Consider the following 13,814-nt stretch of genomic DNA (forward strand, 5'->3'; position numbering starts at 1 on the left):
GGGTCAGCCCCTTCGCTCGGCCGCGATCAGTTCCGCGGCGCGCTCACCGATGAGCATCGACGGCGCGGCGGTGTGTCCGCGCACGATCTCCGGCATGACGGAAGCGTCCGCCACCCGCAGGTTGCGCACGCCGCGCACCCGGAGCCGTTCGTCCACGACCGACGCCGAGTCGGTCCCCATCCGGCATGTCCCGACCGGGTGGTAGAGGGACTGCGCCGCCTGGACGGCGGCGTGACGGCGGTCCGGGCCGGGGGGCAGCGCCGGTTGTACGGGGGCGCCGGCCTCGGAGGCGAGGGGCTCGGTGGCGAGCACCTCCTCCGCGATGCGCAGCCCGGCGTCCAGGACTCGCCGGTCCTCCGGATCGCTCAGATATCCCGGATCGATCAGCGGCCGGGACAGCGGATCCGCGTCGCGCAGCGCGATCTCGCCGCGGCTTCGCGGCTGGAGCAGTACCACGGCGAGGGTGAATCCGGCGGACTGCGACCGGGTGCGCCCCTCGTCGACGAACTGCCCGGTCAGCAGCACCAGTTCGATGTCCGGGTGCGGCAGCGCCGGGTCGCTGCGCACGAACGCGTACGCCTCGCCGAGGTTGGAGGTGAGCGGACCGCGGCCGTTCGCGCGGAACTGCGCGAACGCGCCCGGAGCACGGCGCGGATCGGGGCCGGGCTCCGCCGCCTCGACCAGCAGCATCGCGGCCAGGTGGTCGCGCAGGTTGCGCCCGACCTCCGGCGCGTCGGCGACCAACTCGATCCCGTGGTCGCGCAGTCGGCCGGCGGGCCCGATCCCGGACAGCATCAGCAGTCGCGGCGAGTCGACGGCCCCCGCGCACAGAATGACCTCGCGGCGGGCCGTCACCGTGACCGGCCTGCCGTCGACGCAGTACCGGACCCCCTCGGCCCGCCGGTCGACGATCTCCACCTTCTGTACGGCCGCTTGGTGGCGCACGACGAGGTTGGGCCGGTGCGCGGCGGGCCGCAGATATCCGTCCGTCGTACTGCGCCGCCGCCCCCCGTGCTGCGTCACCATGGTGTGCCGCACGCCGTCGTACGCCGAGCCGATCTCGTCAGCGGCAAGGGGAATTCCGGCCTTGCCGCAGGCGTCCAGGAAGGCCGAGGTCACCGGGGCCGGATCCGGCAGCCCCGCGATACGCATGGGCGCGCCGTCGTCGCAGCCGATCCGCGACAGCACGGGGCGGACCGCCTCGTAGGACCACTGCGGGCCGGCGAGTTCGCCCCAGCGGTCGTAGTCGGCTCGCTGGCCGGGGACCCACATCATCGCGTTGATCGACGACGAGCCGCCGAGGGTCCTGCCGTGCGGCCAGTACACCCGCCGTCCGGCCAGCCGCTGTTGCGGGGCGGTCTCGTCGGCCCAGTCGACGGCGCTGCCGAACAAGCCGGGGAACAGGGCAGGGACCGCGATCGAGGGCAGGTCGTCGGCCGGTCCCGCCTCAAGCACCAGCACGGTCGTGTCCGGGTCCTCGCTGAGCCGGGCGGCCAGCGGTGCGCCCGCCGCCCCGGCGCCGACGACGACGTAGTCGTACGCCTCGTTCACCGCGGCGTACTCGCCTTGCGGCGGTCCTCGTCGGCGAACTCTTCCTCGAGCCGCTCTGCGACGATGTCGCGCTCGACCTCGCCCGCCGACTCGTTCAGCGCCGACGAGATCGCGCGCAGCCGTCGGCGCGGACGGCTGCTCGCGTACAGCAGGATCTCCTTGACCGGGATGTCGAACAGGTCCGCGGGGTAGGACTTGGCGGCGAAGTCGATCTGCCGCAGCGCATGCGGTATCAGCTCCCGCATGGTGCTCTGGGCGACGTTCCAGTTCTCCGGATCGGCGGCGACGTGACGACGGCAGGTGTAGGTGCCCCACGCCATGTGCCGCCGCTCGTCGTCGCCGATCAGCTCCACGACCCGGCGCATGCCCGGGAAGATCCCCAGTCCGGTGCAGAACCGGTTCCAGGTGTAGTAGCCGGTGAGCGCGAGCGTGCCCTCGACGAGGTGGTTGTACGTGATCGAGGCCCGCACCTGGTTGGCCGGGCTCGGATCGTGGTGCAGCTTCTCCAGCGCCTCCGGCAGGGCGATGCCGAAGATCTCCTGGTAGCCGGGGTTGCCGGTCACCAGCTCGTTGAGATCGTCGTGCAGCCCCACGGCGTCCATCCACCGGCGGAAGACCTCGACGTGCTTGGCCTCCTCGAAGCAGAACTGCGCCAGGTACATCTCGTCACCCAGCCGTCCCTCGGCCGCGACGGCGGACATGAACGGCTGGATGTCCCGGGTGACCGCCTCCTCGCCCGCGACGAACTGGGCGCACATGACCGCCACGGCCTCCTGGGCCTGCGGGGACAGTCCCGCGAAGTCCTCGGCGTCGCGGGTGAAGTCGAGGTCCGCCGGATTCCAGAACCTGCGGTTGCCCTTCGCGAACAGCCGCATGGGCAGCATGTCCCAGTCGATGCCGCCCGCGTTCAACGACGCGTAACCAGTGCGCCGGGCTGGTGAGTCGGTTTCGTTCGTCATGGTTCGTTCCTTTCCGAAGTGCCGGCCTCGCTCAGAGGAGGTCCAGCTGCTTGGCGAGATATCGGCTCCGGCATTCGGCGCGCTTGATCTTGGCGCTGCTGGTGTAGGGCAGTGAACCGGCCGCCAGCAGCACCACCTCGTCCACCCGCACTCCCTGTGCGGACGCGACGGCGGCGACGACCGCCGTCTCGATTTCGGCCGCTTCCACGGGACGGCGCAGCGAGTCCTGCGCGGTCCCCGCCTCCCGCACCACCTGGTACCGGCGCTGCACTTCCGTCAGCACGACCAGCCGTTCCCGGCTGCCGTCGTCGACCGAGAAGGCACAGCACCGGTCCTCGCGCAACGCCGGATGGGCTCCGTGCAGCGCGGCCTCGATGTCGTGCGGGTAGTAGTTGAGTCCGTTGAGGATGATCGCGTCCTTGCGCCGGCCGGTGACGAACACCTGGCCGCCGTGGACGAATCCGAGGTCGCCGGTGGCGAGGAAGCGGAGCCCGGGCTCTTCGGCCAGTTCGATCCCGAACGTCTCGGCGGTCAGCCGCGGCGCGTTCCAGTAACCCTCGCTGACGCTGGGTCCGGCGATGTAGATCTCACCGACCTCGTCCGCGGCGCACACGCGGCGGGTCAGCGGAGCGACGATGCGCAGGCACAGAGTGTCCTGGATCTGCCCGCACCCCACCAGCTCCTGGACGCCGGCGACACCGCGGCCGGCGGCGACCGGAACCACCCGGCCCGCCGCCAGCCGCTCGGCGTCGAAACAGGCGATGACCGGGTCGCGCAGTGCGGGACCGCCGCTGACCATCACCGTCGACTCGGCCAGCCCGTAGCAGGGAAAGAACACGGAGCTGCGGAATCCGGCGGCGGCGAACTTGGCGCTGAAGGCCTCCAGCGTCTTCGGCCGCACCGGCTCGGCGCCCACGCCCGCCAACTCCCACCCGGAAAGGTCGAGTTCGGCGACCTGCTCCTCGGGGACCCGGCGCACCGCGAGTTCGTAGGCGAAGTTCGGCGCGACACTCACCGCCCTGCCGCGGTCCGAAACGGCACGCAGCCAGCTGACGGGACGCTGCACGAAGGCAATCGGCGACATGTGCACGGCCTCGTAGTCGCGGTACAGCGGCGACAGGACTCCGTTGACCAGACCCATGTCGTGGAAGAAGGGGAGGAACAGCACGTTGGGCGCCGGGCGTTCACCGGCGCGCAGCTCGCCTCGATAGGCGTTGGCCCGGATGAGTTCCAGGTTGTGCAGCACGTTGCGATGGGTGAGGGTCACGCCCTTGGGAACACCCGTCGAGCCGGACGAGTACTGCAGATACGCGACCGAGCCCGGCTCGATCTCCGGAGGGCTCCACTTCTCCGCCAGTTCCCGTGCGCCCTCGCCGAGCACCGTGTCCGAGGCGAGACAGACCACGTCGGCCAGCGACGCGACGGCCCGGCCCCCGTCCAGCCGCGTGAGCGCGGACTGCGTGGTCAGGAGCACCCTGGGTTCGGCGCTGCCGCAGACCGCGTCCACCTTGTCGGTCTTCGGTCCGGTGCGGCCGATCTCAACGGGCGGTACGGGTACGGCGATCAGGCCGGCGTACAGGCAGCCGAAGAATCCGACGATGAACTCGAGGCCGGGCGGATACGCCAGCAGAACCCGGTCGCCGGGATCGGCGTGCCGCAGCAGCAGCACCGCCAGTGCCCTGGCGTCGCGGTCCACCGCCTCGGCGGTCAGCGACGCCCCGACCGTGCGCCCGTCGGGAAGATAGGTGAAGTACACGCGACCGGGATCCTCGGCGGCTCTCGACGCGCACATGTCGACCAGGGTCGGCCAGCGCCCGGATTCCAATGGCATGCTGCTGCGCTCCTTTGACACCAGATGTGTGCTCAGCCTCCTGGTGTTCGCGGCGCCGTCACAACGGCCACCCGGCGGCTTCGATCTCCTCCTTTGGTAGGGGGGAATCCCGCCCGATCGCCGGTGCCGGCGCGCACCGCCGCGTGGTTACCGTCGCGGCGTGACGAGGAGCGAAGAACAGCAGGTCGTGATCACCGGTCTCGGCATGACGACTCCCCTCGGCGGCGATGTGCCCGGAACCTGGCGGGCGCTGCTGGCCGGCGAGAGCGGCGCCGCACGGCTGACCGAACCGTGGGCCCAGGAGCTGGCCGTGCCGATTGCGGCACGGGTGAAGGTGGAACCCGCCGAGGTCCTGGAACGGGTCAAGGTCCGCAGGCTGGACCGCAGTCAACAGCTCGCCCTGATCGCCGCGCGTGAGGCGTGGGCCTGTGCCGGGTCTCCGGAGGTCGATCCGTTCCGTCTCGCCGTCGTCATGGGCACCGGAATCGGCGGGCCGCTGACCGTGCTCGGCCATGACGCGGTGCTCAGCAGCCGTGGACCGCAGTCGGTCAGCCCGTTCTCCGTGCCGATGCAGATGGCCAGCGGCGCGGCGGCGACGATCGGTATCGAGCTGACCGCGCGGGCCGGTGTCCACACGCCGGTGAGCGCGTGCGCCTCGGGTGCCGAGGCGATCGCCACCGGTCTCGCGCTGATCAGGTCCGGCCGCGCCGACGCGGTGCTCGCCGGCGGGTCCGACGCCTTCATTCACCGGCTCGGCCTGACCGCTTTCGATCAGATGCGGGCCCTGTCCCGGCGGATCGACGATCCGGAGGGCGCGTTGCGCCCGTTCGACTCCGACCGGGACGGCTTCGTCCTCGCCGAGGGTGCCGGGGCCATGCTGCTGGAGACGGAGGAGCACGCCCGGGCGCGTGGCGCACGGGTGCACGCCCGGCTCGCCGGCGCCGGACTCACCTCCGACGGGCGGGACATGACCGCCCCGGACCCGGCCGGCCAGATCAGGGCACTGCGCGACGCCATGGAACAGGCGCGGCTGCGCGCCGCCGACGTGGTGCACGTCAACGCGCATGCCACCGGCACCTCGGCCGGCGACATCGCCGAGGCGACTGCGCTCCTGGACGGTGTCGGCGGCCACGTCCTGGTCAGCGCGACCAAGGCGGGCACCGGGCACATGATCGGCGGCTCCGGCGCCGTCGAGGCCGTCTTCACCGCGCTGTCGGTCCGCGACGACGTGCTCCCGCCGACCCGCAACCTGCACCGTCAGGACCCGCAGATCAAGCTCGACGTGGTCACCACGGCGCTGCACACCCGGGTCGACGCCGCGCTGTCCAATTCGTTCGGGTTCGGCGGTCACAACGTCGTGCTCGCCTTCGTCAAACCGTGAATCGGCGAACCACGAAAAGGGAAGCACCCGTGACACAACTCGATTTGCTCGCCGAGCTCGAACCGGTGGTCGAGCAGAACCTCAACCGCCATCTGGCGACCGCCAAGGAGTGGTTTCCGCACGAGTACGTGCCCTGGTCCGCGGGGCGCGACTTCGACACCGAGCCGTGGGAGCCGGGTCAGTCGCGCCTTTCGCCCGCGGCGCAGGCGGCGTTGGAGATCAATCTGCTCACCGAGGACAATCTGCCCTCCTACCACCACATCATCGCCGAGCGGTTCGGCCTGGACGGACCGTGGGGCACCTGGGTGCACCGGTGGACCGCTGAGGAAGGCAGGCACGGACAGGCGCTGCGCGACTATCTGCTGGTGACCCGGGGCGTCGATCCGATCGGCCTGGAGCGCACCCGGATGGCCGCGGTCGGGATCGGCTACCCGGGCCGCGGAGACGATCCGCTCAGCTCCGTCGTCTACGTCACCTTCCAGGAGCTGGCCACCCGCGTCGCGCACCGCAACGCCGGCCGCGCCTGCGGCGATCCGATCGCCGACCGGCTGCTGGCCAGGATCGCCGTCGACGAGAACCTGCACATGGTGTTCTACCGCACCCTGGTGGAGACCGCGCTGAACATAGACCCGTCGGCGACGGTCATCGCCGTGGAGCGGATCCTGCGCGAATTCGCCATGCCAGGACGCGGCATTCCCGGCTTCGCCCGGCGCAGCCTGGCCGTGGCCAGATCAGGGATCTTCAATCTGCGCACCCACCACGACGAGGTCGCCTCGCCGTTGCTGCGTTACCTGAAAGTCCTGGACACGGGCGGTCTCGACGCGCAGGCCGGCGCCGCACAGGAGCGGCTCGGTGAGTTCATGGCCGATTTGGACCGGGCGGCCGCCCGGCAGACCGAACAGATCGAGGCGGCGAACGCGAGAGACCGTGCCGCCCACCCCATCACAAGGAGGACATCATGACCATACCCGCCGAGCAGGCCAAGCCCCTGACCAGGCAGGAAGCCACGACCAAGGTGGCGGAGATCTTCGAGTTGATCGCCGCGATCCCGGCGGCCGAGCTCACTCCGGAGCGAGGGCTCGTCGATGACCTGGGGATCGACTCGCTGACGATGATGGAGCTTGCCGTCACGATCCAGGACGAGCTGCAGGTCTCCGTCTCCGACGACAAGATCAAGGACCTGCGTACGGTCGGCGACATCATCGATCTGGTCGCCGAGGCGAGGTGACACCCCTCCTTTCCCCGCCGCGCCCTCCCGGCCGCTCCCGGCGCCTTGTGCAGCCCGCGGCCGGGAGGGCGGCGTCGCTCGTCGGCCCTGCCGCGGTGGCCGGCATGGCCTATGTGGATCCCGGCAACTTCGCGGCGAGCGCCGCCGCCGGGGCCGGGGTCGGGTACGCACTGATGTGGGCGGCGCTCACCGCGAGCGTCGCCGCGGCATTCGTGCAGTATCTTGCGGCCAAGCTCGGCGCCGTCAGCGGCGCGGGTCTGTCCCAGCTCTGCCGGGAGCGGCTACGGCCGGCCGCGGTGTGGCCGCTGTGGCTGCAGGCCGAGTTGGTGTGCGCTGCCACCGACCTGGCCGAGGTGGCCGGCACGGCCACCGCCCTGAACATGCTCACCGGCATGCCGCTGCTCGCCGGCGGGCTGCTCGCCGGTGCGGTCGGTTTCCTGATCATGGCTGCCACGCCGGGCGGCCGGCGCGGGGTGGAACGGGTGATGGCCACGGCGCTGACGACGGTGTTCGTCTGCTTCGCCGCCGTCGTCACCGTCGTACGTCCGTCGGTCCACGGGGCCGCGGCCGGACTCGCTCCGCAGCTGCCCGCCGGCGACGGGGCCGCCCTGATGGCCGGCCTGGTCGGCGCGACGATCATGCCGCATGTGATCTATCTGCACTCGGCGTTGGCCGCGCGGACGCCCCGCGTCGACGCCGACGCGGGGGTCAGGGCGCACCGGCTGAACGTGATGACCGCGATGACCGTCGCCGGCATCGTCAACCTCGCGATGCTCGCCATCTTCGCCGCGGCACTGCACGGACGCGCCGACGCCTCGGTGACGATGGAGCAGACGCATCACATCCTGGCGGCACAGAGCCCCACGGCCGCACTGATCCTGGCCCTGGCGCTGCTCGTGGCCGGACTCGCCTCGACCGGAGTCGGCGTCTACGCCGGCCAGGAGGTGATGCGCGGCTTCCTGCGGCGTTCGCCTCCCGCGACGGTACGCCGGCTGGTCACACTCGTCCCGTCGCTGATTCTGCTGAGCGCCGGGGTCAGCCCCACCCGGGCGCTGCTGTTGTCTCAGATCGTGCTCTCGTTCGGAGTCCCGTTCGGCCTGGCACCGTTGATCTGGCTCTCACGCCGCAAGGACGTGATGGGCGAACGCCGGGCCGGCGTCTGGACGACAGCGGTGGCGACGGCACTGTCCTGCGCGCTGGTCGCGTTGAACGTGTGGACCATTGCGGAAGCCGTGTGACGTTCCGGGCCGCCATGTCCGCGCACCAGCCCGATGCGATAAGCGAGCAGTGCCGCGTGCACGCGGCTGGGCAGGCCCAGCTTGGACAGGATGTTGGACACGTGCGACTTCACGGTGGCGGTCGTCAGATGCAGATCACGTGCGATCTGCTGGTTGGAGCCACCGTTGCCGATGGCGGTCAGGACGTCACGCTCCCGCTCCGTGAGCACGCTGACGGTGTAGCTGAAGGCGTCCTCGGGCGGCAGGAAGATCTCGAAGCGGTCGATGAGCCGGCGCGTCAGCGCCGGCCCTATCACCGCATGCCCGCGGGCGATCGACCGGACCGCGTGGACCAGCTCCGGCGCCGACATGTCCTTGAGCAGGACTCCGCTGATCCCGGCGCGCAACGCCCGGAACAACTCCGCGTCGTCGGCCGTGTCGGTCAGCAACGCGATCCTGGTCCGCTCCGCGCGGACCGAGGTCTGCAGCCGGTCCAGGAATGCCTGGCCGCTGCCGGCGTCCATCCGGGTGTCGACGAGGATGACGTCCGGCTCGTGCCGACGGGCCAGCACATGCGTCTGCGGGGATCGGTCCGCTGCGACCACGACGTCGATGCCGTCCTGCGCCTGCAGCACGTGCTTGAACCCCTCGCGGACGATCGCGTGATCGTCGACGAGCATCACGGCAAGGCTCACCTCAGGCGACCTTCTGGGGCAGTTCGCCGGCCAGGATCCCCTGAAACAGCCTGCTGAGCCCCGGCCCCGGATACACGCCGAGCTCCTCTTGCAGGATGCGGCGCATCTTGTCGTATTCGAGCAGGGCCTCCGACTGGCGGTTCGCCCCGTAGAGGGCGGCCATGAGCGAAGCCCGGAAGCCTTCGTGCAGGGGATGGCAGGACACCAGCGAGCGTAGCTCCGGCAGGAGTTCGACGGCACGGCCCAGTTCGACCTCGGCCTCGATGCGCCGTTCCAGCACCGCCAGCCGCGTCTCCTCCAGGGCGGCGGCCTCGGCGCTGATCAGCGGGTCGGCGCCCCCGGCGAGCGCGGGTCCTCGCCACAGCGCCAGCGCGTCGCGGTAGGCAGCGGCGGCTGCCGCGTAGTGGCCTCCGTCCCGTGCCGCGTCGCCCCGACGGCGCTGCCTGTCGAACTCGACGATGTCGATCCACGCTCCGTCGGTGTGCAGCAGATACCCCGGAGCCCGGCGCACAACGCGCACATGCCCGTCCAGGTAGGAACGCAGTCGCGAGGCGTACGTGTAGAGCTGGGCGTCCAGCGTGGACGGCGGATTCGTTCCCCACAGATGTTCGGCCAGCCGGACGTCATGAACGATGCGTCCCCGACCGAGCAGCAATGAAGCCAAGAATGTTCGTTGTTTGGTCCCGTCAAGTCGTATTTCTTCGTTGGAATGCCAGGCTTCGATCGGCCCAAGAATGCGCAATTCCATGAACGTCCCCCTTGTCTCTGACCACTCCGTTCGTTCATCAATGCCGCGCAGCGGCGCGCCGCGAATTCAAGAATTACGCGGCGCGCCTTTGGCGGGCTACGTGGTGCAGTCCCAGCCCGGATCGTCCGGCGATACCGATATGCACAACGAGATGCCCACGGCACCTGAATTTCCGGCCGCAGCGTGCTGAACAGCAGCTGACGCTTGATCAGAGGGTCCCGCATAATGCGCACCCAGCGACACCGCCAAGCTCAGGCACAATGCGCTGAGCGCGGTCATGGCGATATTCCAGTTCTTCATCGTGCTCCCCGTGTTGACTCAATCCCCTAAACCCGGTCATACAGCGGTTAGGGGCCTGACTCCTTCGCAAGGATCTCAGGATGGCCGCGCCGCAGGCTACAGACGGGCTTCTGCGAGGTTGCGCACTGCTCACTTCGGCAGCAGTGGAACGCCCCTTTGGGAGACGCAGGGTGACGAGGGCTCCACAGCAGGTTGCCCTATAGCCGTGGTCGAGGCCGTCGAGGCGACATCAAGATCGATCACGGCAGGGTCGGCCGCGGATGCGGGTACGAGAAATCCCCGTCGGCAGCAAGGCCGACGGGGACTTCTGGTTCGTCAGGGACATCAGATCTGCCGCATCTGCCGCATCTGCCGCATCTGCCACGGTGCGGGACCCGGGTCCGACAGGGCCGCCTCGCCCGGCAGTTGTCAATTGACGGCAGCCAGCGATCCGGCCTGCGTGACGGCCGCCGGTTTGGCCGTCACAGCCCTGGTGACCAGAGTCGCCGTGCGCGAGAGAGTCATCGTCACCGCCATGAAGATCAGGCCATCGGTCAGCGCGTCGGAGCTGATCTGGTTGTTCACGAGCCAGTGGCCGAGCTGCCGGTCGAAGATGTGGTTCGCCCCGTAGACGAAGAAGAGACGGGCGCCGATCGCCGCGATCCACAGCGCGGCGTAGCCCATACCCGCGTAGGAGACCGCCCGCCCGGTCGCCGGGTCGCGGTGCACCTTCATCACGGCGCCCGCCGAGAGCCCGAACAGGATGCCCACCACGGCGCCGGCCACCTCGAGGGCGAGTCCGGAACCGCTGGACGCGGGGTGCTTGATGTACACGGGAATGATCACTGCGGACAGCAGCAGTGGCCTGGCGATCCGGAACCAGGTGATCTTGCGGCGACCCAGATCGGCCTCGAGCACCGCAATCAGCACCGCGAGGTTGACGATCCAAACGCTGGCGCCCATGAGCATCTCCTTGTGTCACTCCGGTGGTTCCGACATCCTCAAGGCTAGGAATCGCGTGCTGTCGACGCCTCAGCCTGCGGATTGAAGCCGGGTGGATGCCGGGTGGAACCGTCGGCCTCCACCCGGTCTCCACCCGGGCGTCGGTCCGCACACCCGCGCCGCGTGCGCCGAGAAACCCGGGAACCCAGTACGCCGCTGCCGTGCGAACGGCGACTCCGGACTGCCGTACGTTTCCGGCCACTTGGGTACCACCGCCGAAAGTTCCGGCGCAGCGTTCTGGAATTCGGACTGGTGGAAGATCTCTGGAAAGCTCTCTGGAAAGAGCGCAGCATCTCGAAGGAGCTTGAATGCCCGCTTCAGCCCCGCGGTCCGCGTGGTTCGCCTGGCCCTTGCGGACCGCGCGCGCCCTCGGCCTCGTTCTGGTCATTGCGGAGAGCCTCACCGGGCATCCGGCTCCGGGCGCCGAGGGCCGTGGACTCGCCATCGCGTTGGCGTTGTCGGTCGCCGCGCTGTGCTGGGCGTTGTGCGTCTTCGCCGAGGTGCTCGACCGGCGCGTCCTGACGCTGGCGCTCGGCGGTCTGGCGGCGGGCGGCGGCCTGCTCGCCTCACTGCAACACCACGGTGTCAGCCTGGTGTTCGGCTGCCTGGCCGGGTTCATGGCCGGCTACCTGCTGGAGCTGACGGCCGCCCTCGGTGTCACAGCGCTCGCCTGCCTGGGCGCGTCGTGCGGGCAGCTCGCCGTGGGCGGCAGCACGGCCAAACTCGCCGTCAGCCTGTTGCTGTACTGCTGGTTCTTCTTCGCCGGACGCGTCCGCGACGACTACTCCGCGCGCGCTCGACAGGCCGAGCAGTTACTTGCGCAGAGTGCGAGGTTGTCCATAGAGGAGGCAAGGGTGGCCGCGTTGGCCGAGCGTGCGCGGATCGCCCGGGAGATCCACGATGTGCTCGCACATTCGATGGCTTCGCTGTCAGTGCAGTTGCAGGCCGCCTCGGCACTGCTCGACAGTGATGGTCTGCCTGAGCATCCGGATCTCGCGACGGCGTCCACCTGCGTCAGACGGGCCAGCAGTCTTGCGCGTGAAGGGCTGATCGAGACCAGGCGCGCCATCCACGCCTTGCGTGAGGACCATGAGGACGACGCCGTGCAACTACCGGCGCTGCTCGCCACGTTGGCCGAGGACTATCAGGACGCCGACGGCTCGGCCGCGACCCTGGCGGTCACGGGCGACGTCAAGGCGTTGCCCGCGCAAGCCGGACTGGCGCTGTTGCGTACGGCTCAGGAGGCGTTGACCAACGTCCGCAAGCACGCGCCGGACGCGCCGGTGTCGATCACCCTGGACTATCAGGACACGGAGACGAGACTCACGGTGACCAATCCGGCGTCCGACGCGGCGGCACCGCTGGCCGACACCGGCGCGGGCTACGGCCTGACCGGGTTGCGCGAGCGGGCCGAGCTGGCCGGCGGGCAACTCAGCGCGGGCCCGCTGGACGGCGGCTGGCAGCTTACGGCGAGGATTCCGTCATGAGTGTCCCAAGCAGTGCCCAGAGCGCGCAGGCGCCGATCCGGATCGTGATCGCCGACGATCAGACCGCTGTCCGTGAAGGTTTGGGTCTCCTGCTCGGCCTGCTGCCCGAGATCGAGGTGGTGGCCCAGGTCGGCGACGGCGACGCGGCGATGGAAGCGGTTGCCCGGCACGCGCCGCAGGTGGTGTTGATGGATCTGCACATGCCGCGCCGCGACGGGATCGAAGCCACCAGGGCGATCCGCGCCGACCATCCGGATGTGCAGGTGGTCATCCTGACCACCTACGACGATGACGCGTCGATCCTGCACGCCCTGCAAGCCGGGGCGCTGGGCTTTCTGACCAAGGACGCCACCCAGGCCGAGATCGGCCGTGCCCTGGCGGCCGCTGCCGCAGGCCAGGCCATCCTCGACCCGGCCGTGCAGACCCGACTGCTGGCCGCGGCCGCCGGCGGCCCCCTGCTGTCGCAGGACCCGGGCGGTCTGACCGCGCGCGAGACCGACGTACTGCGGCTGATCGTGCAGGGCCAGACCAACCGGGAGATCGCGCACACCCTGTTCGTCACGGAAGCCACGGTGAAGACGCACATCAACCGTATCTTCGCCAAGACCGGAAGCCGGGACAGAGCCGCCGCGGTCCACTACGCACGCTCCCGAGGCATCACGGACATCACGGATATCCCGGACCGGCCCGCATCGGGATGACCTCGGCCATCAGCCCCGCCCCCTGGCATCGAGCCCGGACACGGTGACCCGTCCGTCTTCGACCCGATGGACGACGTCCCCGACGGCGTCCCGTACGTCGGCGCCACCAACTTCAGGGGCGGTCGGTCCGCGGCACGCCACGTGGCCGGCCTCGGCCACCGGCGTATCGCGATGATCAGCGGTCCCGATCACGCGTTCTGCCTGGCGCGGGTGGCCGGCTACCGCTCGGTGCTGGAGACGGCCGGGCTTCCGGCGGACCTGGAACTGATCATCCGCACGGGACTCACCCGGGAGGACGGACAGGCCGCGGCGGACAAACTCCTTGCCCGCCCCGACCGGCCGACCGCGATCTTCACGGCGAACGACCTGCAGGCGCTCGGCGTCTACCAGGCGGCGCGCGATGCCGGGCTGCGCATCCCGGAGGACCTGAGCGTGGTCGGCTACGACGATGTGCCGGTCGTGGCCTGGGCGGACCCGCCGCTGACGACCGTGCACCAGCCGCTCGCCGAAATGGCCGCAGCGGCAACGGAGTTGGCCCTGAAGCTCGGCCGCGGCGAGCAGGTCCCCCAGCTCGGCCTGGAGATCGCCACACGTCTCGTGGTCCGTGAGAGCACGGCCCCACCGCCGCAGGACTGAGCGTTCGGGAACGGGCGCGGCACTCCCGGCCCGGCCCGTGGCCGGTGGTGCCCCCCCCCGCTTCGAACCCGCGTCCGCTTCAGCTCACGCGGTGGCGAG

At 70.1% G+C, this 13,814-nt stretch carries 12 protein-coding genes and 1 pseudogene; 7 read left to right on the top strand and 6 right to left on the bottom strand.

Annotated elements, in window-relative coordinates; all coding sequences use genetic code 11:
* Positions 1–3 precede the first annotated feature (3 nt).
* Genes OOK07_RS12140 through OOK07_RS12150 form a run of 3 tightly spaced genes read right to left on the bottom strand, consistent with a single transcriptional unit; the run spans position 4 to position 4,341 of the window.
* Entirely contained in the window at positions 4–1,551 is a 1,548-nt protein-coding gene (locus tag OOK07_RS12140; protein WP_266796362.1) for a GMC family oxidoreductase, read from the bottom strand.
* Positions 1,548–2,510 (bottom strand): R2-like ligand-binding oxidase, encoded by a 963-nt coding sequence (locus OOK07_RS12145; protein ID WP_266679674.1) that lies wholly within the window; start codon positions 2,508–2,510, stop codon positions 1,548–1,550. The genes OOK07_RS12140 and OOK07_RS12145 overlap by 4 nt, the downstream gene beginning before the upstream one ends.
* Before the next feature lie 31 nt (positions 2,511–2,541).
* Positions 2,542–4,341: a fatty acyl-AMP ligase gene (locus tag OOK07_RS12150; RefSeq protein WP_266796364.1), complete on the bottom strand. Its 1,800-nt coding sequence runs from the start codon at positions 4,339–4,341 to the stop codon at positions 2,542–2,544.
* A 160-nt stretch (positions 4,342–4,501) separates the two neighbouring features.
* On the opposite strand from OOK07_RS12150, the gene OOK07_RS12155 reads away from it, so the two are divergent.
* The 4 genes from OOK07_RS12155 to OOK07_RS12170 all read left to right on the top strand — a co-directional run bounded on the left by OOK07_RS12155 (position 4,502) and on the right by OOK07_RS12170 (position 8,188).
* The gene (locus tag OOK07_RS12155; RefSeq protein WP_266796366.1) at positions 4,502–5,722 is read left to right on the top strand and encodes a beta-ketoacyl-[acyl-carrier-protein] synthase family protein; all 1,221 of its coding nucleotides are present in this window, start codon (positions 4,502–4,504) and stop codon (positions 5,720–5,722) included.
* Positions 5,723–5,751: 29 nt separating this feature from the next.
* Complete coding sequence (locus tag OOK07_RS12160; protein ID WP_266679680.1) at positions 5,752–6,684, top strand: acyl-ACP desaturase; 933 nt, start codon at positions 5,752–5,754, stop codon at positions 6,682–6,684.
* Entirely contained in the window at positions 6,681–6,950 is a 270-nt protein-coding gene (locus OOK07_RS12165; RefSeq protein WP_266679682.1) for an acyl carrier protein, read from the top strand. Before OOK07_RS12160 ends, OOK07_RS12165 begins: the two co-directional genes overlap by 4 nt.
* Before the next feature lie 104 nt (positions 6,951–7,054).
* Positions 7,055–8,188: an Nramp family divalent metal transporter gene (locus OOK07_RS12170; RefSeq protein WP_266679684.1), complete on the top strand. Its 1,134-nt coding sequence runs from the start codon at positions 7,055–7,057 to the stop codon at positions 8,186–8,188.
* Between the two features lie 53 nt (positions 8,189–8,241).
* On the opposite strand, the pseudogene OOK07_RS12175 reads toward OOK07_RS12170, so the two are convergent.
* From OOK07_RS12175 to OOK07_RS12185, 3 genes and pseudogenes are all read right to left on the bottom strand, one after another.
* A pseudogene (locus OOK07_RS12175) lies at positions 8,242–8,847 on the bottom strand (response regulator); the annotation flags it as partial.
* 16 nt (positions 8,848–8,863) lie between these two features.
* Entirely contained in the window at positions 8,864–9,610 is a 747-nt protein-coding gene (locus OOK07_RS12180) for an AfsR/SARP family transcriptional regulator (protein ID WP_266796369.1), read from the bottom strand.
* Between the two features lie 708 nt (positions 9,611–10,318).
* On the bottom strand, positions 10,319–10,852 hold the full coding sequence (locus tag OOK07_RS12185; RefSeq protein ID WP_266679688.1) for a hypothetical protein: 534 nt from the start codon (positions 10,850–10,852) through the stop codon (positions 10,319–10,321).
* A gap of 347 nt (positions 10,853–11,199) precedes the next feature.
* Between OOK07_RS12185 and OOK07_RS12190 the strand changes: the two genes are divergently transcribed.
* The 3 genes from OOK07_RS12190 to OOK07_RS12200 all read left to right on the top strand — a co-directional run bounded on the left by OOK07_RS12190 (position 11,200) and on the right by OOK07_RS12200 (position 13,715).
* Positions 11,200–12,378 carry a sensor histidine kinase gene (locus OOK07_RS12190; RefSeq protein WP_266679690.1) on the top strand — a complete coding sequence of 393 codons (1,179 nt, stop codon included), beginning with the start codon at positions 11,200–11,202 and terminating at the stop codon, positions 12,376–12,378.
* Positions 12,375–13,079, top strand: coding sequence for a response regulator transcription factor (locus OOK07_RS12195; protein ID WP_266796372.1), 705 nt, complete (start codon positions 12,375–12,377; stop codon positions 13,077–13,079). Before OOK07_RS12190 ends, OOK07_RS12195 begins: the two co-directional genes overlap by 4 nt.
* Before the next feature lie 66 nt (positions 13,080–13,145).
* Positions 13,146–13,715 carry a LacI family DNA-binding transcriptional regulator gene (locus tag OOK07_RS12200; RefSeq protein ID WP_323182944.1) on the top strand — a complete coding sequence of 190 codons (570 nt, stop codon included), beginning with the start codon at positions 13,146–13,148 and terminating at the stop codon, positions 13,713–13,715.
* The last annotated feature ends 99 nt before the right edge of the window (positions 13,716–13,814 follow it).

It is taken from the genome of Streptomyces sp. NBC_00078 (genome assembly GCF_026343335.1).
GTDB lineage: Bacteria > Actinomycetota > Actinomycetes > Streptomycetales > Streptomycetaceae > Streptomyces.